Here is a 26,437-nt window from a genome sequence, read left to right on the forward strand (position 1 = left end):
GACGGCGAGCCTGTGCCTGAGAACACCCAACACAACCCCCTGCGTGATCCACGCGACCGGCGTCTGACACGCGTCGCGGCGCCGTCGGCCCTCGTCCTCTTCGGCGTCACCGGCGACCTCGCGAAGAAGAAGCTGCTGCCGGCCATGTACGACCTCGCCAACCGCAGCCTGCTCCCCCCGGCCTTCTCCCTCGTGGGGTTCGGCCGCCGGGACTGGGACGACGCCCAGTTCGCGGAGTACGTCAAGGAGAACGTCACCCAGCACGCCCGCACGCCCTACAACGAGGACCTGTGGCAGCAGTTCGCCTCGGGGCTGCGCTTCGTGCACGGCGAGTTCGACGACGACGACGCCTACGTGCGGCTCGCCGAGACGCTCGACGAGCTCGACCGCGACCGCGGCACGCGCGGCAACCACGCGTTCTACCTCTCCATCCCGCCCAAGGCGTTCGAGGTGGTCTGCCAGCAGCTGGCGGACCACGACCTCGCGGACAGCGAGGAGAGCCAGGGCTGGCGGCGCGTGGTGATCGAGAAGCCGTTCGGGCACGACCTCGAGTCCGCCCGCGAGCTGAACTCGATCGTGGAGCGCGTCTTCCGCCCGGACAGCGTGTTCCGGATCGACCACTACCTGGGCAAGGAGACGGTGCAGAACATCCTGGCGCTGCGCTTCGCCAACCAGATGTTCGAGCCGCTGTGGGACGCCCGCTACGTGGACCACGTGCAGATCACGATGGCCGAGGAGATCGGCATCGGGTCCCGCGCGGGCTACTACGACGGTGTGGGCGCGGCCCGCGACGTGATCCAGAACCACCTGCTGCAGCTGCTGGCGTTCACCGCCATGGAGGAGCCGGCGTCGTTCTCGGCCCGGAACCTGCGGCTCGAGAAGGCCAAGGTGCTGGAGTCCGTGGTGCTGCCCTCCGACCTCGGGGAGCACTCCGCGCTCGGCCAGTACACCTCCGGGCTGCAGGGCGGCGAGTTCGTCAAGGGCTTCCACGAGGAGTCCGACATCCCCGCCGACTCCCGCACGGAGACCTTCGCCGCGCTGCGCGTGGACATCAACAACCGGCGCTGGGCCGGGGTGCCGTTCTACCTGCGCGCGGGCAAGCGGCTCGGGCGCAGGGTCACGGAGATCGCCGTGGCGTTCAAGAAGTCCCCGAACCTCCTTTTCCGTGAGACGGACAACGACGAGTTCGGCCAGAACGCCATCGTGATCCGGATCCAGCCGGACGAGGGCGTGACCATCCGTTTCGGCTCCAAGGTTCCGGGCACGCAGTCCGAGATCCGGGACGTGACCATGGACTTCGGCTACGGCCACGCGTTCACGGAGTCCAGCCCGGAGGCCTACGAGCGGCTGATCTTCGACGTGCTGCTCGGCGAGCCTCCGCTGTTCCCGGACCACTCCGAGGTGGAGCTGTCCTGGAAGATCCTCGATCCGTTCGAGAACTACTGGTCTGAGCACAAGGTGGAGCCGGAGCCGTACGCTCCCGGTTCCTGGGGGCCGGAGTCGGCCCACGAGTTGATGGCCCGCGACGGCCGGGTCTGGAGGCGACCGTGATCGTTCAGATGGAAGACACCACCGCGGCGAAGATCGAGAAGAAGCTGAACCAGCTTCGGCACGAGGGCGGCGTCGTCACCCTCGGTCGCGTGCTGACGCTCGTGATCCTCGCCCAGGCGGGACACTCGGAGAGCGCGGTCGAGGCGGCGAACTACGCGAGCCACGAGCACCCGTGCCGGATCATCGTGCACGTGGCCCACTCGCGCACGGACGAGACCCGCCTGGACGCCCAGCTGCGTCTCGGCGGCGACGCCGGGGCGTCCGAGGTGATCGTGCTTCACGGCTACGGCGACCTCGCGGAGCCCACGGAGACGCTCGTGTCCGCACTGCTTCTCCCGGATGCCCCCATCGTGGCCTGGTGGCCGCACGACTTCCCCGCCAACCCGAGCGAGAGCTCGATCGGCAGCATCGCGCACCGGCGCATCACGGACTCCTCGCGCGCGGAGGACCCGTTCGAGTCACTGACCCAGCTCTCGAGGCAGTACACCCCCGGGGACACCGACCTCGCGTGGACCCGCATCACGAACTGGCGCGTCCAGCTCGCGGCCGTGCTCGACCAGGTGGGGCCCGTCACGGTGCAGGAGATCGTCCTGGAGGGGGCCGCCGTGGCACCGTCCATGCTGCTCTTCGGCGTGTGGCTCTCCCAGCGGCTCGGCGCCAAGGTCACGGTGAACAGCGACGACTCGCACCGTGCCCTGGACCGGGTGGCCCTGATCACCGACAAGGGCACCGTGGAGATCCACCGGCCCGGACGCACCGTGGCGGTGGTCTCCCAGCCCGGGCAGCCGGACCAGCAGATCGCCATGCCCGTGCGCGACCTCAAGACGTGCCTGGCCGAGGAGTTGCGCCGTCTCGGCCCTGACGAGGTCTACGGCGAGGTGATCCGCGACGGTCTGCACGCCGCGGAGGTCTGCACCGCCGCCGAGGACGTGGCTCGCGGTGCGGCTGCGGACCTGGCGGAGGAGGACGTGGCCGAGGAGGTCGAGGATGCCTCGGAGGCGGTCTCGCAGGGCCGGGAGAACGACGGCGTCGCCGCGGGGTCCGTGGGCGGGGCGGGCTCTGCGCCCGGCTCCGCGTCCGACGCCGACGGGCAGGCTGCCCGGTGAGCGGCGCAGCCCGGCCCGAACCGCGACTGGTCCCCCACGAGGACGACGACCGGCTCGCGCGGGACACCGCCGCCCGGGTTCTCGAGGTGCTCGAGAACGCCCAGGGCGAGCGGGGTGAGGCCACAGTGGTGCTCACCGGCGGAAGCATGGGCACGCGGGTGATCGGTGAGGTCGCCCGCAGCGCGGACGCCGCCCTGATCGACTGGTCCCGCGTGAACGTGTGGTGGTCTGACGAGCGCTTCCTGCCGGGCGCGGACCCCGAGCGCAACGGCGTCCAGGCCGCAGATGCGTGGGACGACTCCCTCGAGCTGGACTGGGACCGGGTGCACCCGGTGGCCGGGGCGGATGAGATGGACTCGGCCCAGGACGCGGCCCGTGACTACCGCGAGGAGCTCGCGGCGGCCGCGGAGTCGGAGGGCTTGTCCGCCGGGCTGCCGCGTTTCGACGTCGCGCTGCTGAGCCTCGGGCCGGACACGCACATCGCGTCGCTCTTCCCGGGGCGGCAGGATGTCCTGCGCGAGGACGAGAGCGTGTTCTCGGTGGAGGACTCCCCCAAGCCACCGCCCACCCGGGTCACGATGTCGCTAGGGACGATCAACTCCGCGGAGAGGGTGTGGCTGCTCGTCTCCGGTGCGCCCAAGGCGGAGGCACTGGCCACCGTGCGCCGGCCCGGAGTCACCCCGGTGCAGGCGCCGGGAAGCGCCGCGCGCGGCAGGCAGGAGACGCTGTGGCTCGTGACCGAGGACGCCCTGCCCGGAGTTCCCCAGGACCCGGACGGATCCCCCGCGAACGACGCGTAGAGCCGACGGCCCCGGCCGAGATTCGTTGCTCGCGCCGGACACGAAGAAGCCCCGGACCACTCGGTCCGGGGCTTCTCCGTGCGTCGTCGGTGCGTGTCGCTCGTGGCTCAGGCTGCGCGGGGACGGAACGCCTCCCGTGCTCCCCTGTTGCCTCCCGCTCGGCGGGTGCTCAGACCACCGCGCTGCCGAACCGGAGCACCAGTGCGTAGCCGACGATGGCGAGCACCCACACGATGGCGAGCACCGTGGTGATGCGCACCACGTTCTTCTGCGCGGCGCCGGAGGTATTCAGCGACTGGGTCATCCCGCCACCGAACATGTCCGACAGGCCGCCGCCCTTGCCCTTGTTGAGCAGGACGAACATGATGCACAGGATGCTCGTGACCACGATGACCACCTGGAGGGCGATCAGGAGGATGTCCACGAATTGCCTCGATTCAGCAGAGAACTGGGGGTGAGCAGGGCTCCGGTCAGGGACCGGAACGGGTCACTTGTCGGTGACCAAGTGCTGCACGAACCGTGCAATCTTAGCAAACTCCTCCGCATCGAGGCTGGCGCCGCCCACGAGGGCACCGTCCACGTCCGGCTCGGCCATGATGCTCGCGACGTTCGAGGACTTCACGGAACCGCCGTAGAGGATGCGCGTGGCGCGGGCGAAGTCCGCTCCGTAGAGCTTCTCCAGCTCGGCGCGGATGGCCGCGGCCATCTCCTGCGCGTCCTCGGGCCCGGCGACCTCTCCGGTGCCGATGGCCCACACCGGCTCGTAGGCCACGACGAGGCCCTCGAGCTCACCCGCGCCCAGGTCCGCGAGGCTGCCGCGCAGCTGCTCCAGCGTGTACTGCACGTGGTTGCCGGCCTGGCGCTCCTCGAGGCCCTCGCCCACGCACAGCATGGGGATGAGCCCGTGGCGGACCGCGGCGCGCACCTTGTCGCGGCACAGCTCGTCCGACTCGTGGTGGATGAGGCGTCGCTCGGAGTGGCCCACCAGTACGTAGCTGCAGCCGAGCTTGGCGAGGAACTCACCGGAGACGTCGCCCGTGTAGGCCCCCTTGTCCTGGTCGGAAAGGTCCTGGGCCCCGTACTTGATCTGCAGGCCGTCCCCCTCCACCAGGGACTGCACCGATCGCAGGTCCGTGAACGGCGGGAAGACCACGACCTCCGCGCGGGAGTAGTCGTGCTTGGCGTCCTTCAGGGTCCACGCGAGCTTCTGGACCAGGGCGATGCCCTGCGAGTGGTCCATGTTCATCTTCCAGTTGCCCGCGATCAGGGGCGTGCGGTCGAACACTCCGTTGGTCTGCGTGGTCATGCTGACTTCTCCTTCGGTGGCGTGCGGTCAAGCTGTGGTGTGGGTGCGCGGGGGCCCGCAGTGCGGACCCCCGCGCGGTGTCACTACTCGGTGCGGTGCTGACGCGGCTTCAGGGGCCGCTCACGCGCCCAGGGCCACCAATCCGGGAAGCTGCTTGCCCTCGATGAACTCGAGGGACGCGCCGCCGCCCGTGGAGATGTGGCCGAACTGGTCGTCGCGGTAGCCCAGGTTGCGCACGGCGGAGGCGGAATCGCCGCCACCGATCACGCTCATGGCGTCAGAAGTGGCCAACGCCTCGGCCACGGCCTTGGTGCCGTTGGCGAAGGGCGCCATCTCGAACACGCCCACGGGTCCGTTCCAGAACACGGTCTTCGCAGCCGCAATCTTCTCCGCGAAGATCGTGGCGGACTCGGGGCCGATGTCCAGACCGAGTCCGGAGTCGCCGATGGCGCCGCCCTCGATGTCCGAGACCGGGCGCACCTCGTGCTGGGCGTCCTCCGAGAAGCTCGCCGCGTAGACGACGTCCACGGGCAGCACGATCTCCGTGCCCGCGGCCTCGGCGCGGTCCAGGTACCCCTTGACGGTGTCGATCTGGTCCTTTTCGAGCAGCGAGGAGCCCACGGCGTGGCCCTGGGCGGCCAGGAACGTGAAGACCATGCCGCCGCCGATCAGCAGCGAGTTCGCCTTGCCGATCAGGTTGTCGATCACGGCCAGCTTGTCCGAGACCTTGGAACCGCCCATGACGACTACGAAGGGACGCTCGGGGTCGGAGATGACCTTGCTCAGGACCTCCACCTCGGTCTTCACGAGGTCACCGAGGTAGCTCGGCAGCTCGTGGGCGATGTCGAAGACGGAGGCGTGCTTGCGGTGCACGGCTCCGAAGGCGTCGTTCACGTAGGCGCCGTTCTCTCCGGTCAGGGCGGCGAGCTCGCGCGCGAATCCGGCCCGCTCGGCGTCGTCCTTGGAGGTCTCCCGCGGGTCGTAGCGGACGTTCTCGAGCACCAGGATCTGGCCGTCCTCGAGCGCGTCGGCCTTGGCCCGGGCGTCCTCCCCGACCACGTCCGTGGCGACGACGACCGGCACGTCCGCGAGCTCGGCGAGCTTGTCAGCGGCCGGCTTGATGGAGTACTTGGGGTCCACGGTGCCCTTGGGGCGGCCCAGGTGGGCCATGACGATGACCCGCGCGCCGGCCTTCGCCAGCTTGGTGAGGACCGGCAGGGACGCGCGCACGCGCCCGTCGTCCGTCACCGTGGAGCCGTCGAGCGGAACGTTGAGGTCCGAACGCACGAGGACCCGGCGTCCCGAGACCCCCTCGGCAATGAGATCGTCGAGCGACTTGGCCATTTCCGTCATCCTTTCGCTGGGGTGATCACGTACTGACGACAGTGGCGCCGGTACCCGCTGGGCACCGGCGCCACTGAGCGGTCTGACTCAGAGCTTATCGGCCACGTACGAGACGAAGTCGACGAGGCGGATGGTGTAGCCCCACTCGTTGTCGTACCAGGCGATGACCTTGACCTCGTTGCCGATGACCTTGGTCAGCGGGGCGTCGAAGACGGTGGAGACGTCGTAGCCCTCGATGTCCTTGGAGACGAGCGCCTCCTCCGAGTACTCGATGATGCCCTTGAAGGGGCCCTCGGCGGCCTTCTTGACGGCGGCGTTCACGGACTCGACCGTGACGTCCTCGCGCACGTTGACCGTGAGGTCCACGAGCGAGCCGGTGGGGACGGGCACGCGCACGGCGAAGCCGTCCAGCTTGCCCTGCAGCTCCGGGAGCACCAGACCCACGGCGGCGGCGGCACCGGTGGTCGTGGGGATCATGTTCAGAGCGGCGGCGCGGGCGCGGCGCAGGTCCTTGTGGGGGGCGTCGTGCAGGCGCTGGTCGCCGGTGTAGGCGTGGATGGTGGTCATCAGGCCCTCTTCGATCCCGAACTCGTCGTTGAGGACCTTGGCCAGCGGCGCGAGGCAGTTGGTCGTGCAGGACGCCGCCGAGACGATGTTCATGGTCTCGGGGTCGTAGGACTCCTGGTTGACGCCGTAGACGAAGGTTCCGTCCACCTCCTTGCCGGGAGCGGAGAGCACGACCTTCTTGGCGCCGGCCTCGAGGTGGGCCTTGGCCTTGGGGCCGGTGGTGAAGCGACCGGTGGACTCGACCACAATGTCCACGCCGAGCTCGCCCCAGGGCAGCTTCGAGGGGTCCGGCTCGGCCAGGAACTTGACCTTGTGGCCGTCGACCGTCATGACGTCGCCGTCGAGGGAGATGTCTGCGCCGAGACGACCCATGACGGAGTCGAACTCGAACAGGTGCTTCAGGGTCTCGGGATCGGCGAGGTCGTTGACGGCGACCAGCTCGATGTCGTGACCGTGGTGGGTGTACAGGGCCCGCGCGAAGTTGCGGCCGATGCGACCGAAACCGTTGATGCCAACCTTGACTGTCACTGGGGATCTCCTCTGTGTCGTGGTGCGGCAGGGCGCGTTTCCGGCGACCGGACCACCGCTATGTTGGATCGAAACTAAACGGTCTCAATCCCACACCGCGCCGATCGTCCGACGTGCGGTCCTACCTGGTGTTCCAGGGTTTATTCTACCGGGATCTGCGTCCGGAATACAGTGCTGGGGGCGTGTTTTTGCGGGCGCGGGTGGGGATCCCACACAAAACCACATGAGCCCCGAAGATCACTCGGCGGACTGGCCGTTCGCGGTCTGCTCGGCGTGCTCGGCGCCGACGTGGGCCGCGAACTCGGAAGTCGTGGCGACCCCGAGCTCCTCCGCCCGGCGGTCCGCCATGGCGAGCAGCCGGCGAATACGTCCAGCGATCGCGTCCTTCGTCAGCGGCGGGTCCGAGAGCCGGCCGAGCTCGTCGAGGCTCGCCTGCTTGTTGGCCACGCGCAGCCGGCCCGCGGCGCGCAGGTGCTCGGGGGCCTCGTCCCCCAGGATGTCCAGGGCGCGCTCCACCTTGGCCCCCGCGGTGACGGCGGCCTGCGCGGAGCGGCGGAGGTTGGCGTCGTCGAAGTTGGCGAGCCGGTTGGCCGTGGCCCGAACCTCCTTGCGCATGCGGCGGTCCTCCCACTGCAGCAGCGCGCGGTGGGCACCCAGGCGCGTGAGCAGCGCGGCGATCGTGTCGCCGTCGCGCACGACCACGCGGTCCACGCCACGGACCTGCCGGGCCTTGGCCAGCACGTCCAGACGGCGGGCGGAGCCCACGAGCGCGAGGGCGGCCTCCGGCCCCGGGCACGTGAACTCCATGGCCGCCGCGCGACCCGGTTCCGTGAGCGAGCCGTGGGCGAGGAAGGCCCCGCGGACCACGGCGGCGGACTCCTCCACGCTGCCGTTGACCACCGTGGGCGGCAGACCGCGCACCGGGCGCCCGTGCGCATCCAGGAGCCCGGTGCGGCGGGCCAGGGCCTCGCCGTCCTTGGCGACCCGCACGAGCCACGTGCGGTCGCGGCGCAGCCCCCCGCCGCTGATCACCCCGAACTCGCACTCGTGCCCGAAGACCTCCCCCACGGTGCGCGCCGTGCGCCGGGCCACGGACTCGGTGTCGAGCTCCGCCTCCACGACGATGCGACCGGCCACGATGTGCAGCCCGCCCGCGAAGCGCAGGAGGGCCGAGAGCTCCGCGGCACGCACCGCGGACTTGCGGACCTGGAGGTGGGCGAGTTCTTCCTTGACCGATGCGGTCAATGCCATGACGGACGATCTCCTTGCGGGTTGGGGGACGGCGCGGGCGAGGCAGCGGGCTGCGCTCAGCTGCGCGCGTTCATGATCTGCTGGTAGGCGGCGGCCAGTTTGAAGGGGTTGTGCACGGGGCTGCCGCTCTTCTCGCGCAGGGAGTCCCAGTGCACCTCCGCGCCCAGCTGGGCGGCGGCGGCCTCGACGTCCTTGGGCGACTCCGCCGCGGACGGGTCGGCGAGGACGACGTCGAGCCGCAGCTCCGGCGAGTAGCGCTTGAGCACGCGCAGCTGGTCTCCGGAGCCCATGCTCAGCGTCTCGGAGTCGCGCGAGAGGTTCAGCGTGACCAGGCGCTTGGCGGGCGAGGCGCAGATCGCGTCCCGCAGCTCGGGCAGCAGCAGGTGCGGCAGCACGGAGGTGTGCCACGAGCCCGGTCCGAGGACCACCCAGGCCGCCTCCTCGATGGCCGTGACCGCCTCCGGGCACGCCGGGGCGTCCGCCGGCGAGAGCCGCACGTTGCACACGTCCGCCTCCTTGGCCAGCCGCGACTGCCCGGTGACCGTGCGCAGGATCTTTTCAGGGGGACACGTGGTGGTCGGGTCGCTGCCCGGGGAGACGTCCCCCTCGATCACGAGGGGCACGCAGCTCATGGGCAGGACCTGCCCCCTGGCGCCCAGCAGGGCCCCGGCCCAGCGCAGACCCTCCACGGGGTCCCCGAGCAGCTCCCACAGGGTCACGATGAGCAGGTTGCCCAAGGCGTGGTTGTCGAGGCCCTCGTCCGGGTGCTGCTTGACGCTGAAGCGGTGCTGCATGACGTCGCTCCACGTGCGGCCCCACTGCGAGTCGTCGCACAGGGCTGCCAGGGCCATCCGCAGGTCCCCCGGCGGCAGGACGCCCAGGTCGTCGCGCAGCCGGCCGGAGGAGCCGCCGTCGTCCGCGACCGTGACGACCGCGGTGAGCGCGGGCGCGAGCAGCCGCAGCGCGGAGAGGCTCGCGGACAGGCCGTGCCCGCCGCCCAGCGCCACCACGGAGTCCGCGTCCGTGAGGGCGTCCCGTGCCGCGGGGTCCAGCGAGTGGTAGGGGTCCACGTCCCGCCGGCTGCTCAGCGGCAGCCGGGGCAACGCACCCGTCGAAGGAAATGTGCTCATGGGATCCGTAACGTCAGGGGGACGCGACTACTCGCGGCCCACGTCCCGGTGCTGGATGTTGACGGTCACCCGGGGGGACTTCCCGAGCCGGCGGGCGACCTCCTCGGTGATCGCGACCGAGCGGTGCTTGCCTCCCGTGCAGCCGATGGCAATCGTGGCGTAGTGCTTGCTCTCGTTGCGGTAGCCCGCGAAGACGGGCTCCAGCATGGACACGAAGCGGTCCACGAACGTGCGGGCGCCGTCGTTGCCGAAGACGTAGTCGCGCACCTCCCTGTCCTTGCCCGTGCGCGGACGCAGGGCGGGGACCCAGTGCGGGTTGGGGATGAAGCGCACGTCCGCCACGAAGTTCGCGTCCGCGGGGACGCCGTACTTGAAGCCGAAGCTCATCACGGTCAGGCGCAGCACCACGGGCCCGCTCGTGGAGAACATGTCCGCAACCGCCTTGGTCAGCGCGTGCACGTTGAACGAGGAGGTGTCCAGGACCGAGTCCGCGGTCTCCCGCAGGTCCCGCAGCAGCTCTCGCTCGGCCCTGATGCCGTCCAGGATGCGCCCGCCGCCCTGCAGCGGGTGGGGACGGCGCTGGTGCTCGTAGCGCGAGACCAGGACCTCGTCCGAGGCCTCCAGGAACAGCACCGAGAACTCCACCCCGGAGTTCTCCAGCGCGGCGAGGGTCTCGCGCATGTCGTTGAACAGCGCCTTGCCGCGGACGTCGATCACGACGGCCAGCTTGGGCAGGGTCTGCGGGGTGCGCGACGCCAGATCCGCCAGGGTGCCGAGCATCTGCGGCGGGAGGTTGTCCACCACGTACCAGCCCAGGTCCTCGAGGGCGTTCGCCGCCGTGGAGCGTCCCGCGCCGGACATCCCGGTCACGATCAGGAGCTCCGCCGTGGGGGGCTTCACCGGCTCCAGCGCGGGGGACGCGGTCTCCGGGGGTGGGGTGCTCATGGGCTGGTGGACCGCCTGATCTGCCGACTGCAAGGTTCCACTCCAGGGTAGACCAGTTTCATTTCAGCCGAGCAGCTCTCCGGTCACGGTGTCGATCACCGGTTCCGAGACCGTGCTCTCCCGCGTGCCCAGGGCCTCGGCCACCTTGACCGCCAGCGCCGGGCCGAAGCCGTTGACCTCCAGGATGTCCTCCGCGGTGGCCTCCTTCAGCTTCTTGACGGAGCCGAAGTGCTTGAGCAGCGCCTTCTGCTTGGCGGGCCCCAGCCCCGGGATCTCGTCCAGCGCCGAGACCGTCATGGCCTTGGAGCGCTTCTGCCGGTGGAACGTGATGGCGAAGCGGTGCGCCTCGTCCCGCACGCGCTGCATCAGGAACAGCCCCTCGGAGGCTCGCGGCAGGATCACCGGGAACTCGTCGTCCGGGACCCAGACCTCCTCCAGGCGCTTGGCCAGTCCCACCACGTGCACGTCCGTGACCCCGAGGTCGTCCAGGGCACGCTGGGCCGCGGCGACCTGGGGCGGACCGCCGTCCACGATCACGAGGTTGGGCGGGTACGCGAACGCGCGCGACGTCGCGTCCTCGGTGTCCGCCGCGACCTCGCCGGTGCTCACGCCCTTCTCCGCGGCGCGGCGCTGCTGCTCCACGTGCCGGGTGAAGCGGCGGTGGATCACGTCGTACATCGAGGCGGTGTCGTCCCGGGCGGCCTCCCCGGTGATCGAGAACTTGCGGTACTCGGACTTGCGGGGCAGGCCGTCCTCGAAGACCACCATGGACGCGACCACGTTGGTGCCCTGGACGTGGGAGATGTCGTAGCACTCGATGCGCATCAGGGCGTCCGGCAGTCCGAGCGCCTCCTGCAGCTGCTGCAGTGACGCCGAGCGCGTGGTGAGGTCCCCCGCGCGGCGTGACTTGTGCAGGGCCAGCGCCTGGCGGGCGTTCTCCGCCACCGTCTCGAGCAGCTGGGCCTTGTCCCCGCGCTGCGGTCGCTGGATGCTCACGTGGGACCCGCGCAGCTCGCTGAGCCACCCGGTCAGCTCGTCCGTTTCGTCCGGTTCGGCGGAGACGTAGACCGTGCGCGGGATCGTGTCCTGCCGGTACGCCAGCTCCGAGGTGCGGCGGTGCTGGCCCACGACGTCCTCGCTGCCGCGCGCCGCACTCCTGCGCCGGGGCGACGCCGGCTGGGCGAGTCCCGACTGCGCCTCGCCGTAGACCTGCTGCAGCAGGTTGGTCATGAGCTCGGCCGTGGTGACGTCCTCGACCTTCTCCGTGACCCAGCCGCGCTGACCGCGGATCCGCCCGCCGCGCACGTAGAAGACCTGCACGGCGGCCTCGAGCTCGTCCTCGGCGATCGCGAAGAAGTCCGCGTCCGTGGTGTCCGCGAGGACCACGGTGTTGCGCTCGAACGCCCGCTCGAGGGCGGCGACGTCGTCCCGGCGGGCCGCCGCGGTCTCGAAGTCCATGCGCTCGGCGGCCTCGTTCATCTGGCGCGTGAGCTCACGGATGTACGGCTTGGCGTGCCCGGCCATGAAGCGGCAGAGGTCGTCCGCGAGCTCGCGGTGGTCCTCCCGGGAGATCTCCCCCGTGCACGGCGCCGAGCACTTGTCGATGTAGCCGAGAAGGCACGGCCGGCCGCTGCGCTCCGCGCGCTGGAACACGCCCTTGGTGCACGTGCGCACGGGGAAGACCCGCAGCAGGGCGTCGAGGGTGTCCCGGATGGCCCACGCCTGCGAGTACGGACCGAAGTAGCGGTTGCCGGGCTTCTTCTCCCCGCGCGTGACCATGGCGCGCGGGACGTCCTCGGACATCGTGACCGCGAGGTACGGGTAGGACTTGTCGTCGCGGTAGGCGATGTTGAACCGCGGCGCGAACTCCTTGATCCACGTGTACTCGAGCTGCAGGGACTCGAACTCCGAACCCACGACCGTCCACTGCACGGCCGCCGCCGTGGTGACCATGGCGCGAGTCTTGGGTGCGAGCTGGTGCAGCGGTGCGAAGTACGAGGACAGCCGGTTGCGGAGGTTCTTGGCCTTGCCCACGTAGATGACGCGGCCGTGCTCGTCCCGGAAGCGGTAGACGCCCGGGTTGGTGGGGATGTCCTGTCGTGCCGGCCTGTAGCTTGCCGGATCAGCCATTCCCCAGATCCCTCTGGGCCGACGGCGAGACGTTGTAGACGTCCTTGCGGGGCTGGCCCGAGAGCCCGGCAATGGTGTCCATGACCTGGGTCACGAGCTCCTTGCGCATGCGCCCGGTCTGCTTCATCCCCGCGCGGGGGACCTGGATGGGCTCCCCCACGTGCATCTCGAACTTGGCCGGGCGGATCATGGTGGCTCCCGGCGGCTGCAGCCGCTGCGTGCCGATCATGCCCACCGGGACCACGGGTGCGCCCGTGAGGTATGCGAGGTACGCCACCCCGGAGTGGCCCCGGTAGAGGTAGCCGTCCCGGGAGCGCGTGCCCTCCGGGTAGATGCCGAAGACCTTGCCTTCCTCCAGGTGCTCCACGGCGGGCTGCAGCGCGGCCACGGACTCGCTCTGCTGTCCGCGGGCCACCGGAATGATGTCGATGAACTCGAAGGCCTGACGCATCAGGCGCCCCTTGATCCCCGGACTGTTGACGTACTCGGCCTTGGCGATGAACTTCACCCGCCGGGGCATGAACGCGGAGATGATCACCGAGTCCAGGAAGGTGAGGTGGTTGGAGGCGATGATGACGGGCCCGGACTCGGGCAGCCGGTCCACGCCCGTGATCGCCGGACGGCACAGCAGCTTGAGGGTTCGGGCCACCGTGGCCTTGGTGACGTCGTACTTGGTGATCATCTCAAGCGCTCCCTGCTGCGTCCGTGTATGGCAGGAGCAAGTGTGCCAAATCACGGGGCTCCCGGGCGAGCGCGGCACACTGGCCCTCCAGCTCTCCGGGCTGGGCGAAGCCCCAGGCGACCCCGATGCAGTCGATGCCGTTGCTCTGGGCGCCCTCGGCGTCGTAGCTCCGGTCCCCCACCATGACGGTGCGCGCCGGGTCCGGGGGCACGGCACCCAGGCGGTGCAGCGCCTCCGCGATGATCGCGGGCTTGTCGTGCAGGGCGTTGCCCCCGGACGAGGGCGCGGCGAGGTCGTCCGCGGCGCCGGCCACGGTCTCGACGTAGTCCGTCAACCCGAAGCGCTCCACGACCCGCACGGCGATCCGCTCCGGCTTCTGGGTGGCCACGGCCTGCCGCACCCCGCGCTGCGCGAGGGACCGCAGGACGTCCATAATCCCCGGGTACACGCGGGTTCGCTCGAGGCCCTCCGTGAGGTAGCCGGATCGGTACACCGAGACGACCTGCGGGATCTGGCCCTCGGGGACGTCCGTAAAACGGCGCAGGGACTCCCCGATGGGCGGTCCCACGAAGCGCTCCAGGTTCTCCGGGGCCTCGAAGCCGCACGTCCACAGCGCCTCGGCGATGCCCTCCGTGATGGCTCCCGCGGGATCCAGGACGGTGCCGTCCAGGTCCCAGAGCACCACGGGCCGCTGCGCGGTCACGAGGACTTCCCCGCCGTCACGGGCTGAGCGCCCAGGCGGGCAGCCTCGGCGTGGGCCGCCTCGCGCGCGGCGGAGTGCTCGAGCACCTCGCGGAGGAACTGGCCGGTGAAGCTGTCCTCGTTGCGTGCGACCTGTTCCGGCGTGCCCTGCGCGACCACCGTTCCGCCGCCGGAGCCGCCGTTGGGGCCGAGGTCCACGATCCAGTCCGCGGACTTCACGACGTCCAGGTTGTGCTCGATGGTCATCACGCTGTTGCCCTTGTCCACGAGGCTCTGCAGCACCATGAGCAGCTTGCGGATGTCCTCGAAGTGCAGGCCCGTGGTGGGCTCGTCCAGCACGTAGATGGTGCGGCCGTTGGCGCGCTTCTGCAGCTCCGCGGCGAGCTTGACGCGCTGCGCCTCACCGCCGGAGAGCGTGGTGGCGGGCTGCCCCAGGCGCACGTAGCCGAGTCCCACCTCCACGAGCGTGTTCAGGTAGCGCGCGATCGCGGTGAACGGCGCGAAGAACTCCGCCGCCTCCTCGATGGGCATGTCCAGCACCTCGGCGATGTTCTTGCCCTTGTAGTGCACCTCCAGGGTCTCCCGGTTGTAGCGTGCGCCCTTGCACACCTCGCACGGGACGTAGACGTCCGGCAGGAAGTTCATCTCGATCTTCAGCGTGCCGTCCCCGGAGCACGCCTCGCAGCGCCCGCCCTTGACGTTGAAGGAGAACCGGCCCTGCTGGTACCCGCGCATCTTGGCCTCCTGCGTCTCCGCGAAGAGCTTGCGGATCCGGTCGAAGACTCCCGTGTAGGTCGCGGGGTTCGAGCGCGGGGTGCGTCCGATGGGGCTCTGGTCCACGTGCACGACCTTGTCCAGGTGCTCCAGGCCGTCGATCCGGCGGTGGCGGCCCGGGACCTGCTTGGCGCCGTTGAGCTGGTTGGCGAGGCTCGTGTAGAGGATGTCGTTGACGAGCGTGGACTTGCCGGAGCCGGACACGCCCGTGACGGCCACGAAGACGCCCAGCGGGAAGTCCACGGTGAGGTTCTGCAGGTTGTTCTCCCGCGCCCCGACCACGGTCAGCTGCCGCTTCTTGTCGATGGGACGGCGCTTCTGGGGCACCTCGATGAGTCGGCGGCCCGTGAGGTAGTCCGCGGTGATGGACTCGCGGTTCTCGAGCAGCTCCTCGTAGGTGCCGGAGTGGACGACGTCGCCGCCGTGCACGCCGGCGCCCGGCCCCACGTCCACGACCCAGTCGGCCTCGCGCATGGTGTCCTCGTCGTGCTCGACGACGATGAGCGTGTTGCCCATGTCCCGCAGCCGCAGCAGCGTGTCGATGAGCCGTCGGTTGTCACGCTGGTGCAGGCCGATGGACGGCTCGTCCAGGACGTAGAGCACGCCCACGAGGCCTGCGCCGATCTGCGTGGCGAGCCGGATCCGCTGCGCCTCGCCGCCGGAGAGGGTGGCCGCGGCGCGCTCGAGGTTGAGGTAGTCGAGCCCGACGTCGATCAGGAACGTCAGGCGCGCCACGATCTCCTTGAGCACCTGGTCACCGATCTTCGACTCGCGGCGGTCCAGGTCCAGCTGCTCGAAGAACGTGAGGGAGTCCCGCATGGGCAGCCGCGTGGCCTCCGCGATGTTCTTCCCGCCCACGGTCACCCCGAGAATGGTGGGGTTCAGCCGGGCGCCGCCGCACTCGGGGCACGCCACCTGGCGCATGTACTGCTCGTAGCGGTCCTTGGCGTGGTCCGACTCCGTTTCCTCGTGCTTGCGCTTGATGTAGCCGAAGACGCCCTCGAAGCCCTGCGTGTAGCGGCGTTCGCGCCCCCACCGGTTGCGGTAGGCCACGGTGACCTTGTAGTCCTTGCCGTGCAGCACGGCCTTGCGCGCCTTGGCCGGGAGGTCCTTCCAGGGGGTGACGAGGTCGAAGCCGACCTCCTCCCCCAGACCCGCGAGCAGCCGGTTCCAGTAGTCGCTCGTGGCCTTGCCCAGGGACCACGGGGCGATCGCGCCCTCCACGAGGGAGAGGTCCGGGTTGGGGACCACGAGGTCCTCGTCCACCTCCAAGCGGGAGCCGATGCCGTCGCACTCGGGGCACGCGCCGAACGGTGCGTTGAAGGAGAAGGAGCGGGGCTCGATCTCGTCCGTCTGCAGGGGGTGCTCGTTGGGGCACGCGAGGTGCTCGGAGAAGGTGCGCCGGGCCTCGGGCCACGGCGACTGCTCACCCTCGCGCGGCACGAGCTCCACGACCACGCGGCCGTTGGCGAGGTTCAGCGCGGTCTCCACCGAGTCCGTGAGGCGCTGCCGGGCGTCCGGCTTGGCCGTGAGACGGTCCACCACGACGTCGATGGTGTGCTTGTACTGCTTCTTGAGCTTGGGGGCGTCCTCGAGCTGGACGGTCTCGCCGTCCACCACGGCGCGCGCGTAGCCCTGCTGGCTCAGCTGCTGGAAGAGGTCCTGGAACTCGCCCTTGCGGCCCTTGACCACGGGCGCGAGCACCATGAAGCGCGTGCGCTCGGGCAGCTCGAGGAGCTGGTCCACGATCTGCTGCGGGGTCTGCTTGGTGATGGGCTCGCCGCACACCGGGCAGTGGGGGTGGCCGATGCGCGCCCAGAGCAGGCGCATGTAGTCGTAGATCTCGGTGATGGTGCCCACCGTGGAGCGCGGGTTGCGGGAGGTGGACTTCTGGTCGATCGACACCGCCGGGGAGAGGCCCTCGATGAAGTCGACGTCCGGCTTGTCCACCCGCCCCAGGAACATGCGCGCGTACGAGGACAGGGACTCCACGTAGCGGCGCTGGCCCTCCGCGAAGATGGTGTCGAACGCGAGGGAGGACTTCCCTGACCCGGACAGTCCCGTGAACACGACCATGGAGTCGCGCGGGATGGTGAGGTCCACGTTCTTCAGGTTGTGCTCGCGCGCACCCTGCACCACGATCTCCGTGAGGTCCGAGACCCCGGAGGCGCGGGTCTTCGGGGCGTGCTCGTGGGCCGTGCGCTCGGCGAGCACGGACGTGGACGGGGCATCGGATGAGGGGTTTCGCTCTGACACGGCTGCCACTCTAGTGCCTGCCTCCGACACGCTCTGCGGCCTCGGGGACGAAATCAGCGCTGCGCGCAGCACGGCGGCGTCGTCCTCAGCGAACGACGCCGCCGCGTCAGGCGCGGTGCCGACCCTGCCGGGGCGCGCCGTCGTCCTCGGACCGTCCCGACGGCTCGTCCTCAGACGCAGCCGACACACCGTGCGCTGCGGGTCCGTCGGCCGCCGTGCTCGACGTGGGAGCGGACGCGGCCTGCGCTCGCGTGGCCGGGGCCTCCGCGGCCTGGCCGGGCGCCGTCGTCAGCTGCGCCGTGTCCGCCCGGTGGACGGCACGCGGCGCCATCGCCGCCTCGCCGCGCTGCTCGTCCGGGGAGCGCCGCAGCCCGGAGGCGCGGGCGTCCACCACCGGGATCTGGCCGGTCTCCGCCTGCTGCATCCGCAGTCCGGCCGCCGCCACGGGGTCCACGCTGCGCTGCACCACGGTGATCTCGCCGGTCACGGGGTCCACCTCCGCGACGTCCACCGTGGTGCGCAGCGGCGTCTCGACCATGAGCAGAACGCACGCCAGGGTCACGAGGGACGCGATGCCGGCCACGAGGAAGAGCAGCCCCGTGCCGGTGCCGTACGCCTCGCGCACCGCCTCCAGCACCGCGGGCGGCAGGCTCGAGAGGTCGAAGGAGGCGGCGTCGGGAACCGCCGAGGAGTCCATGCCGTGCTCGGCCGCGAAGGCCGTCAGCTGCGTGGAGAGGTGGCGCGTGAGCAGGGCACCGAACACGGAGACGGCCACCGCACCGCCCACCGTGCGGAAGAACGCGACCGCCGAGGACGCCGCTCCCATGTCCTTGAGCCCCACGGTGTTCTGCACCGCGAGCACGAGGTTCTGGTTCAGCGTGCCCACGCCCAGACCCACGAGGCAGATGAAGATGCCCACGAGCCACGCCGGGGTGTCGTGGTTCAGCTGCGCCGCGAGGAACAGGCCCACCGTGAGGACCACTCCGCCGCCGATCAGCACGCGCTTCCACCGGCCGTAGCGGGTGATCAGCTGCCCGGCGACCATCGAGCCCAGGAAGGACCCCACGACCTGCGGCAGCATGAGCATGCCGGACTCCGTGGGCGTGTAGCCCTGGCCGAGCTGGAAGTACTGGCCCATGTAGGTGGTGGAGGCGAACATCGCGCCGCCCGTGGCGATGGCCGCGATGATCGCGAGCACCGTGGTGCGCTCCGTGATGACGTTCAGGGGCATGGTCGGCTCGCTCGCGCGGCGCTCCACCGCGATGAACGCGAGGGTCCCCAGCACCGTGAGGACGATCAGCGCGATCGACTCCCACGAGGTCCACTCGAAGAGCTTGCCCGCGAAGGAGACCCACAGCAGCAGCCCGGAGGTTGCCACGGCCAGCAGCGCCATGCCCAGGACGTCGACCTTCGGGGCCTGCTTACGCTCCACCTCCTTCACATGCAGCGTGCGCACGATCAGCACGGCGGCGAGGACCGAGAGCGGAACCGGGATCAGGAAGCACCAGCGCCACCCGAACGCATCCACGATCAGTCCACCGAGCAGCGGTCCCACGGACGTGGCCACGGCCATGACCGCACCCATGTACCCCGCGTAGCGGCCGCGTTCCCGCGGCGGGATGATCGTGCCCAGGATCGTCTGGGAGAGTGCCGCCAGGCCGCCCATGCCCACGCCCTGGATCACGCGCGCCACCACGAGCATGCTGATCGAGCCCGAGAGACCCGCGGCGGCCGATCCGACCACGAAGACCGCGATGGTGATCAGCAGCAGCTTCTTCTTGTCGAAGAGGTCCGCGAGCTTGCCCCACACGGGCGTGGTGACGGCGTTGGCGAGCAGCGTGCCCGTGACGGTCCAGGACAGGGCCGTCTGGTCACCGCCCAGGTCCGCCATGATCACCGGCAGCGCGGTGCCGATGATGGTCAGCGTCATCATGGCCATGAAGAACGCCGCGAGGATGCCGGTCAGGGCGCGCAGGACGTCGCGGTGCTCCTGCTCCGGGGTCCGTTGCGTGCGCGTGCTGCGAGTCGGGTCCTGGGCTGTTGTCACGGATGGGTTTCCTCTCGGCGCACCAGGTCCTCCGCCGGGCACCCCGGCACGGTGGCGAGGAGCGCGAGGACGCTGACCTTCGACGTGGCCAGCTCCCCCGTCACGCCCGCTCCCACGGGAGTGGGCAGCGGCTACGAGGGTGGGAGGCGCCCGCCCGGCTCAGATGTTTCACGCAACTATATGTCTGCACCCGTGGGCCGTCCACGGCACCCACGGGGTCATCTGCGCCACATCTCGCGCATGGCGGACGGGGGTCGTTCGCCCGCCCGCAACGTCGCGTTTAGACTCTCTGCCATGATCGCTACCCAGACCGAGGTCACGGAACTCACCGACATCACCATTCGGCGGATCTCCGTGAGTGACATGGACAACAACGTGTACCTGCTGACCTCCAAGAAGGAGGGCACCCAGGTGCTCATCGACGCCGCGGACGACCCCCGCGCCATCGCCGGCATGGTCGCCGCGGGCTCGGGAGACTGCTCCGACTGGGCCAACCTGCAGCTGATCATCACCACGCACTCCCACTGGGACCACGTGCGCGCCCTCGAGGAGGTCGCCACCCACTCCGAGGCCATGACGGCGTGCGGCGCCGCGGACGAGAACGACATCGCCGTGCCCATGGACCTCACGTTCGACAACGGCGACACCGCAGAGCTCGACGGCTTCGAGCTGGAGATCGTCGAGCTGCGGGGCCACACCCCCGGCTCCATCGCGGTGGTCTACCGGGACCCGCACGGCCCGGCGCACATCTTCACCGGCGACTCCCTCTTCCCCGGCGGGCTCGGCAAGACCGAGTCCCCCGAGGCGTTCGAGCAGCTCTACGCGGACGTCACCGAGCGCATCTTCGACCGCTTCGACGACGACACCGTGATCCACCCCGGCCACGGCGCGCCGACCACCCTGGGCGCCGAGCGCCCGCACCTGCGGGAGTGGCAGGAACGCGGCTGGTGAGCGCTCCGGAGGCTTCCACCGGGCACGACGCCGCCGCGCGCGGCTCCGAGGACCGCGCCGCCTACGTCGCGGTGCTGGTCTTCCCCGTCCTCGTCCTGCTGGGCGGTCTCGTGGGCTACGTCTTCGCCCCGACCGTGCACCAGGCGGTCTCCTGGACGAACCCGCTGCTGGGGCTCGTGATGTTCGGCATGGGACTGACCCTGCGCCCGGCGGACTTCGCTCTGGTGGTCAAGCGCCCGGTCCCGATCGTCGTGGGCGTGCTCGCGCAGTACGTCGTGATGCCAGGCGTCGCCGTGCTCGTGAGCTGGGCGCTGCAGCTGCCGCCGGAGATCGCGGCGGGTGTGGTCCTCGTGGGCTGCGCGCCCGGTGGCACGGCCTCGAACGTGGTCTCCTACCTCGCCCGCGGAGACGTGGCGGTCTCCGTGACCATGACGTCCATCTCCACGCTGCTCGCCCCCGTGCTCACTCCCCTGCTGACCCTGTGGCTCGCCGGTTCCTACATGCCGCTCAACGGTGGCTCCATGGCGAAGTCCATCGCCATGGTGGTGCTGCTGCCCGTTCTGCTCGGACTCGTGGTGCGTCTCGTCCTGCCCCGCGTGGTGGCCCGGCTGCTGCCGGTGCTGCCGTGGATCTCGGTCGTGGGCATCGCCGTGATCGTGGCCATCGTGGTCTCCGGTTCCGCCGACAAGATCGTCCAGGCCGGGCTGCTCGTGCTCGCGGCCGTGGCGATTCACAACCTCCTCGGACTGCTTCTGGGGTGGACCGTGGGACGCGTGACCGGCCAGCCCGCTCCCGTCCGGCGGACCACCGCCGTCGAGGTGGGCATGCAGAACTCCGGTCTCGCGGCGGGGCTCGCCGCCCAGTACATGTCCCCGGTCGCGGCCCTTCCCGGCGCCGTGTTCTCGGTGTGGCACAACCTCTCCGGCGCGGTCTTCGCGCTGCTGTGCCGTCGCGTGGACGCCCGCGCGGCACGCCGGCTCGACGCCTGACCCGCCCGGCCGCGCGGCGTCGTCGTCCCGAACTCCTCGTCAGGGACCCGTCAGGGTGTCGGAGCCGACCGATAGGCTGGCCGGGATGAAACTCCTCTACGCGCTCGCTCCCGACCTCTCCGCCCCCGGCCACCACTACCTGCGGGGCGACTTCGCCTCGAACCCGTTGGACGAGGACGAAATCTACGAGGGCTTCCTCGGCTGGATCGCCTCCCGGGACATGGAGCTCTACCCGGCGCAGGACGAGGCCGTCCTGGAGGTCGCCAACGGGTCCAACGTGATCCTGGCGACCCCCACGGGCTCCGGGAAGTCCACGGTGGCCGTGGCCGCGCACTTCGCGGGTCTCGCGCGGGGTCAGCGCTCGTACTACACGGCCCCCATCAAGGCGCTCGTGTCCGAGAAGTTCTTCGACCTGTGCGAGATCTTCGGCGCGGAGAACGTGGGCATGGTCACCGGGGACTCCGCCGTGAACGCGGACGCCCCGATCGTGTGCTGCACCGCGGAGATCCTCGCCAACGTCTCCCTGCGCGAGGGCGCGGACGCGGACCTCGGGATCGTCGTGATGGACGAGTTCCACTTCTACGCGGACCCGCAGCGGGGCTGGGCGTGGCAGGTGCCGCTGATCGAGCTGCCTCAGGCGCAGTTCCTGATGATGAGCGCGACCCTCGGGGACGTGACCCGCATCGAGCAGCGGCTGCAGGAGACCACCGGGCGGTCCACCGCGCTCGTCTCCTCCGCCGAGCGGCCCATCCCCCTGCACTACTACTACTCCGAGCGGCCCATCCACGAGGAGCTCGAGGAGCTGCTGACCACGCACCAGGCACCGGTCTACGTGGTCCACTTCTCCCAGCTGGCCGCGGCGGAGCAGGCACAGAACCTGATGTCCGTGGACGTGCTGAGCAAGGAGGAGAAGCAGCGGGTCGCGGAGCTGATCAAAGACTTCCGCTTCTCCGCGGGCTTCGGCAAGACCCTGAACCGGCTCGTGCGCCACGGCATCGGCGTGCACCACGCCGGCATGCTGCCCAAGTACCGTCGGCTCGTGGAGCAGCTCGCCCAGACCGGACTGCTCAAGGTCATCTGCGGCACGGACACCCTGGGCGTGGGCATCAACGTGCCCATCCGCACGGTGCTGATCACCGCGCTGTCCAAGTACGACGGCCGCCGCACCCGCCGCCTCAGCGCGCGCGAGTTCCACCAGATCGCGGGACGCGCCGGGCGCGCGGGCTACGACACCGCCGGCACCGTGGTGGTGCAGGCGCCCGAGCACGTGATCGAGAACGAGCGCGCCATGGCCAAGGCGCGCGCCAAGCACGGCGACGACCAGAAGAAGCTGCGCCAGGTGCCCAAGAAGAAGGCACCGGAGGGCTTCGTGTCCTGGAGCCGGAAGACCTTCGACGGCCTCGTGGCGGCGCAGCCGGAGCAGCTCACGTCCTCCTTCGACATCAGCCACGCCATGGTGCTGAACATGCTGCAGCGCCCCGGGGACAACATCGCGGCCGCCTACCGACTGCTCACCAGCGTGGACGAGCCCAGGGCCCGGCAGCGGGCGCTGCTGCGCCAGGGCCTGGCCATCCTGAAGGAGCTCATGCGCGCCGGGGTGGTCGTGCGCCTGCCCGAACCGGACGAGACCGGCCGCAGGTACCGCCTCACCGTGGAGCTGCAGGAGAACTTCGCGCTCAACCAGCCGCTCTCCCCCTTCGCCCTGGCGGCCCTCGGACTGCTGGACCCTGAGTCCGAGACGTACGCGCTCGACGTCGTCTCCGTGATCGAGGCAACCCTCGAGAAGCCCCGGCAGGTGCTGAACCTGCAGGAGAAGAAGGTCAAGGGCGAGGCGCTGGCCGCCATGAAGGCGGAGGGGCTCGAGTACATGGAGCGCATGCGCGAGCTCGACGAGATCACCTACCCGCAGCCCCTCAAGGAGTTGCTGGACCAGGCCTTCGAGACGTACCGCGGCTCGGCACCGTGGGTCTCGCAGTTCGAGCTGTCCCCCAAGTCCATCGTGCGGGACATGTACGAGCGCGCCATGACCTTCGGTGACTACGTGCAGTTCTACGGCCTCGCCCGCTCGGAGGGTGTCCTGCTGCGCTACCTTTCGGACGCGTACAAGGCGCTGCGCCAGACCGTCCCCGTGGATGCGACCACCGGACCGCTCACGGACCTCGTGGAGTGGCTCGGCGAGTCCATCCGGCAGACCGACAACTCGCTGCTGGACGAGTGGGAGAAGCTCGCCTCCGGCACCGAGTCCCCCATGGGCACGGGCGCGGACTCGCTCGAGGAGCTGGTCGCGGAGCAGCCCGAGGGCGTCACGTCCAACGTGCGCGCGTTCCGGGTCATGGTGCGCAACGCCCTGTTCCAGCGGGTCGAGCTCTTCGCCCAGGAGAAGGACAAGGTCCTGGGCGCGCTGGACGAGAAGACCGGGTGGGACCGGGACCGCTGGGCGGACGCGCTGGACGCCTACTTCGACGAGTACGAGGACATCTACACGGACGCCCAGTCCCGCGGCCCGTCCCTCATCCGGATCGACGAGCACCCGGAGGGCATGCCGGGGTTCTGGACGGTCCTGCAGGTCTTCGACGATCCGGACGGCAACCACGACTGGGGCATCAACGCGCGGATCGACCTCGCGGCCTCGGACGAGGACGGCTTCCCCGCGGTGCTCGTGGACAACGTGGGCGGTGTGGCGGAGACGGGCCGCTGAGCGTGGCCATTTATGCATTTCAGGATGCATGATGGGTTACTATGCGCTCAGAGCCGCATGACCGAGGAGGTGGGGCGTGTTCGTCCTGACGATCGACCGCCGGGCGTCCCGCGCGGACGCGTCCGCGCAGAACATTGCCGCACTGCGCGAGTCCCTGCAGCGAGCCCTCCCCCGCCCCCTGCTCGGCTGGGACGTGAGCGCCGGCGATGAACTGCAGGCCCTGTACGACGACGCCGCCCTCGCCCTGCGCGCGGTGCTCCACCTCGCGGACGCGGGGACCTGGCACGTCGGTCTCGGGATCGGCGCCGTGGACTCACCGCTCGGTGCATCCGTGCGCGAGACCACCGGACCGGCGTTCGTCGCAGCCCGTGACGCGGTGGGTCAGGCCAAGGAACGGGAGACACCCGTGGTGCGCGGTGGCGAGTGGGCCGAGCGGGCAGGCACCGTGCTGGACCTCGTGTGCGCCGTGCGCGCCCGGCGCACTCCCAGCGGTGCCGAGGCCGCCGGGCTCGCGGACCTCGGCCGGACGCAGCAGGAGATGGCGCACACGCTCGGCATCGCCCAGTCCTCCGTCTCCCGCAGGCTCGGCGCCGCACTGTGGCAGCAGGAGCACGCGGTGCACGACGTCCTCGTGGACCTCTTCGAACTGGCAGACACGCCTCGGCACCCCATGACCGCCGACCACGAGGACCGAGGGGGACGCTCATGACGCCCCTCCGACCCCTGACCACCATCGTGCTGCCCACCCTGCTCGTGGTCGCCACCGCGGTGTGGACGCTGCACTCGGGCACCGCTCCGCGGTCCTGGGCCTTCCCGGCCCTGCTCGTGGCGGGCACGCTGTCCGGCGACCCCGTGGTGCGCGCCGTCTTCGCCTTCGCGGACGTGTCGAACGAGCGCCCCGCACCCGAGGTGAACCCCTGGGCCGAGTCGGAGGCCGCGGCCGATCCCGTGGACCCGCCCCTGCGTGGCGGTCTCGTGATCGGTGCCCTCGAACGGGCGTCCGCCATCGTGTCGCTCATGACCGGAATGATCGGCGGCATCGCGGTGGTCGTGGCTGTCAAGGGCCTCGCCCGCTACGGGGAGTTCACCAACGCCCTGCAGCGTGAGCAGTTCATCATCGGCACGCTCGTGTCCCTGCTGTGGGCGGGCCTCTTCGCCGGGGCGGCCCTGTGGTGCACGACGCCGCCGGGTCCGTTCGCGGGTTAGCGCGGCGTCATCCCCGCCGGTCCGGACTGCACTGCGCCCGGCGCGCCCAGCAGGTCATGTCGCACCCTTGCCAACCCCGTTCCCCCGGCGCGGGCGCGCCGGTCACTGCTCCCGGGAACCCAGCGGGCGGCGTCGTCGTCAGTCCACGGCCTCCGGACCAGGGGTGTGCACCCGGCCCGTCTCCTGGAACTCACGGTGCTGGCCGTGTGCCGCCTCCAAGCGTGAGCGGAACCAGGCGCGCGACTCGATGAGCTCGTTCTTGTGCGTCTCGGAGATCCGCGGGAGGCGCTCCTGCAGGGCGGCGATCTCCTCGGCCAGGCCGTTGCGCTCGGAGGCGGGAGCGTCCGCGGGAAGCGCGAGGTAGCGCTCCGTGAGGTTCTGGGTCTTCTGGATCGTGCGCAGCGCGCGTCCCTTGGGGCTGTAGAGCGAGCCCAGCACGGTGACCACGAGCACGCCGATGATCACGGCGAGCGAGGTGCCGATGCCGATCTCCACCACGGCCACGTGCTCGCCGTCGTTGATGAACGGGAGGGTGTTCTCATGCAGCGCGTGCAGCATGAGCTTCACGCCGATGAACGCGAGGATGATCGACAGGCCCCACGAGAGGTAGATCAGCCGGTCCAGCAGGCCGTCGATCAGGAAGTAGAGCTGGCGCAGCCCCATGAGCGAGAACGCGGTGGCCGTGAAGACGATGTACGGCTCCTGCGTCAGACCGAAGATCGCGGGGATCGAGTCCAGCGCGAAGAGGATGTCCGTGCCACCGATCGCCACCATCACGAGCAGCATCGGCGTCAGCGCACGCTTGCCGTTCTGCACCGTGAAGAGCTTGTCGCCGTCGTAGTGGTCGGTGGTGTGCAGGACCCGGCGAGCCAGGCGGACGATCACGTTGTTGGCCTCGTCCTCCTTCTCCTCGCTCAGTTCGCCCTTGATGAGGTTGCCCGCGGTGAGGATCAGGATCAGGCCGAAGAGGTAGAACACCCATGCGAACGCGTTGATCGCGGCGGCGCCCACCAGGATGAACGCCGTGCGGGCGAACAGCGCGAAGACGATGCCGAAGAGCAGCACCTTCTGCTGGTGCGCGCGCGGCACCGCGAACGACCCCATGATGATGAGGAAGACGAAGAGGTTGTCCACGGACAGCGCCTTCTCCGTGACGTAGCCGCCGTAGTACTCGGCCATCAGGGTGGGGCCCTCCAGCCAGAGGATCACCAGGCCGAAGAGCAGGGCGATGCCCACGTAGACGGCGGACCAGACGGCCGCCTCACGGACTGTGGGCTCGTGCGGGGTGCGCACGTGGAAGACGAAGTCGTAGGCCAGCAGGCCGAGGATCAGGGCAATCGTGATGCCCCACTGCAGGGTGGTGATCTCCACGGGAGACTCCTTGGGGTTGCAAGAACCGCACAAGTCTCTCCCCCACGGCCCGGATCCTGCGCCTCACGGCGGGTCTCCCGACGGTCGTGGTCCGTGCCCGGCC

At 70.1% G+C, this 26,437-nt stretch carries 21 protein-coding genes; 8 read left to right on the forward strand and 13 right to left on the reverse strand.

Annotated elements, in window-relative coordinates:
- Positions 1-12: 12 nt before the first annotated feature.
- Genes zwf through pgl form a run of 3 tightly spaced genes read left to right on the forward strand, consistent with a single transcriptional unit; the run spans position 13 to position 3,457 of the window.
- Positions 13-1,551: a glucose-6-phosphate dehydrogenase gene (gene zwf, locus KVA01_RS03785; RefSeq protein WP_068467162.1), complete on the forward strand. Its 1,539-nt coding sequence runs from the start codon at positions 13-15 to the stop codon at positions 1,549-1,551.
- Complete coding sequence (locus KVA01_RS03790) at positions 1,548-2,657, forward strand: glucose-6-phosphate dehydrogenase assembly protein OpcA (RefSeq protein ID WP_141268991.1); 1,110 nt, start codon at positions 1,548-1,550, stop codon at positions 2,655-2,657. Before zwf ends, KVA01_RS03790 begins: the two co-directional genes overlap by 4 nt.
- Positions 2,654-3,457, forward strand: a complete 804-nt coding sequence (pgl, locus tag KVA01_RS03795; protein WP_068467164.1) for a 6-phosphogluconolactonase — start codon at positions 2,654-2,656, stop codon at positions 3,455-3,457. The genes KVA01_RS03790 and pgl overlap by 4 nt, the downstream gene beginning before the upstream one ends.
- Positions 3,458-3,626: 169 nt before the next feature.
- Here pgl and secG read toward each other — a convergent pair whose 3' ends face one another.
- The 12 genes from secG to KVA01_RS03855 form a co-directional block, all read right to left on the reverse strand.
- Positions 3,627-3,881 (reverse strand): preprotein translocase subunit SecG, encoded by a 255-nt coding sequence (secG, locus tag KVA01_RS03800; RefSeq protein WP_068467166.1) that lies wholly within the window; start codon positions 3,879-3,881, stop codon positions 3,627-3,629.
- A 63-nt stretch (positions 3,882-3,944) separates the two neighbouring features.
- Positions 3,945-4,763: a triose-phosphate isomerase gene (gene tpiA / locus KVA01_RS03805; protein ID WP_141269001.1), complete on the reverse strand. Its 819-nt coding sequence runs from the start codon at positions 4,761-4,763 to the stop codon at positions 3,945-3,947.
- A 120-nt stretch (positions 4,764-4,883) separates the two neighbouring features.
- Positions 4,884-6,107, reverse strand: a complete 1,224-nt coding sequence (locus KVA01_RS03810; RefSeq protein WP_141269003.1) for a phosphoglycerate kinase — start codon at positions 6,105-6,107, stop codon at positions 4,884-4,886.
- An 87-nt stretch (positions 6,108-6,194) separates the two neighbouring features.
- Positions 6,195-7,202 (reverse strand): type I glyceraldehyde-3-phosphate dehydrogenase, encoded by a 1,008-nt coding sequence (gap, locus tag KVA01_RS03815; protein WP_068467171.1) that lies wholly within the window; start codon positions 7,200-7,202, stop codon positions 6,195-6,197.
- A gap of 237 nt (positions 7,203-7,439) precedes the next feature.
- On the reverse strand, positions 7,440-8,453 hold the full coding sequence (whiA, locus tag KVA01_RS03820) for a DNA-binding protein WhiA (protein ID WP_141269005.1): 1,014 nt from the start codon (positions 8,451-8,453) through the stop codon (positions 7,440-7,442).
- A gap of 56 nt (positions 8,454-8,509) precedes the next feature.
- Positions 8,510-9,583, reverse strand: a complete 1,074-nt coding sequence (locus KVA01_RS03825; RefSeq protein ID WP_141269007.1) for a gluconeogenesis factor YvcK family protein — start codon at positions 9,581-9,583, stop codon at positions 8,510-8,512.
- 27 nt (positions 9,584-9,610) lie between these two features.
- Entirely contained in the window at positions 9,611-10,528 is a 918-nt protein-coding gene (rapZ, locus tag KVA01_RS03830; RefSeq protein ID WP_068467239.1) for an RNase adapter RapZ, read from the reverse strand.
- A gap of 63 nt (positions 10,529-10,591) precedes the next feature.
- Positions 10,592-12,658, reverse strand: a complete 2,067-nt coding sequence (gene uvrC, locus KVA01_RS03835) for an excinuclease ABC subunit UvrC (RefSeq protein WP_068467175.1) — start codon at positions 12,656-12,658, stop codon at positions 10,592-10,594.
- Positions 12,651-13,340, reverse strand: a complete 690-nt coding sequence (locus tag KVA01_RS03840) for a lysophospholipid acyltransferase family protein (protein WP_068467177.1) — start codon at positions 13,338-13,340, stop codon at positions 12,651-12,653. Before KVA01_RS03840 ends, uvrC begins: the two co-directional genes overlap by 8 nt.
- Position 13,341: 1 nt before the next feature.
- Positions 13,342-14,043: an HAD hydrolase-like protein gene (locus KVA01_RS03845; protein ID WP_231860533.1), complete on the reverse strand. Its 702-nt coding sequence runs from the start codon at positions 14,041-14,043 to the stop codon at positions 13,342-13,344.
- Positions 14,040-17,030 carry an excinuclease ABC subunit UvrA gene (uvrA, locus tag KVA01_RS03850; RefSeq protein ID WP_068467179.1) on the reverse strand — a complete coding sequence of 997 codons (2,991 nt, stop codon included), beginning with the start codon at positions 17,028-17,030 and terminating at the stop codon, positions 14,040-14,042. The genes KVA01_RS03845 and uvrA overlap by 4 nt, the downstream gene beginning before the upstream one ends.
- A 148-nt stretch (positions 17,031-17,178) precedes the next feature.
- Positions 17,179-19,119, reverse strand: a complete 1,941-nt coding sequence (locus tag KVA01_RS03855) for an MDR family MFS transporter (RefSeq protein ID WP_141269009.1) — start codon at positions 19,117-19,119, stop codon at positions 17,179-17,181.
- A 294-nt stretch (positions 19,120-19,413) separates the two neighbouring features.
- Between KVA01_RS03855 and KVA01_RS03860 the strand changes: the two genes are divergently transcribed.
- From KVA01_RS03860 to KVA01_RS03880, 5 genes are all read left to right on the forward strand, one after another.
- Positions 19,414-20,070, forward strand: a complete 657-nt coding sequence (locus KVA01_RS03860) for an MBL fold metallo-hydrolase (protein WP_141269011.1) — start codon at positions 19,414-19,416, stop codon at positions 20,068-20,070.
- A complete protein-coding gene (locus tag KVA01_RS03865; protein ID WP_068467183.1) occupies positions 20,067-21,059 on the forward strand; it encodes a bile acid:sodium symporter family protein in 993 nt (330 codons plus the stop codon). The genes KVA01_RS03860 and KVA01_RS03865 overlap by 4 nt, the downstream gene beginning before the upstream one ends.
- A gap of 85 nt (positions 21,060-21,144) precedes the next feature.
- The gene (locus KVA01_RS03870) at positions 21,145-23,757 is read left to right on the forward strand and encodes a DEAD/DEAH box helicase (RefSeq protein WP_141269014.1); all 2,613 of its coding nucleotides are present in this window, start codon (positions 21,145-21,147) and stop codon (positions 23,755-23,757) included.
- 76 nt (positions 23,758-23,833) lie between these two features.
- On the forward strand, positions 23,834-24,466 hold the full coding sequence (locus KVA01_RS03875; protein ID WP_068467187.1) for a transcriptional regulator: 633 nt from the start codon (positions 23,834-23,836) through the stop codon (positions 24,464-24,466).
- Positions 24,463-24,963, forward strand: coding sequence for a hypothetical protein (locus tag KVA01_RS03880; RefSeq protein ID WP_068467189.1), 501 nt, complete (start codon positions 24,463-24,465; stop codon positions 24,961-24,963). The genes KVA01_RS03875 and KVA01_RS03880 overlap by 4 nt, the downstream gene beginning before the upstream one ends.
- A gap of 138 nt (positions 24,964-25,101) precedes the next feature.
- On the opposite strand, the gene KVA01_RS03885 is transcribed toward KVA01_RS03880, so the two are convergent.
- On the reverse strand, positions 25,102-26,334 hold the full coding sequence (locus KVA01_RS03885; RefSeq protein ID WP_068467191.1) for a TerC family protein: 1,233 nt from the start codon (positions 26,332-26,334) through the stop codon (positions 25,102-25,104).
- Positions 26,335-26,437: the final 103 nt, after the last annotated feature.

Source organism: Kocuria varians (genome assembly GCF_006539885.1).
Lineage (GTDB): Bacteria > Actinomycetota > Actinomycetes > Actinomycetales > Micrococcaceae > Kocuria > Kocuria varians.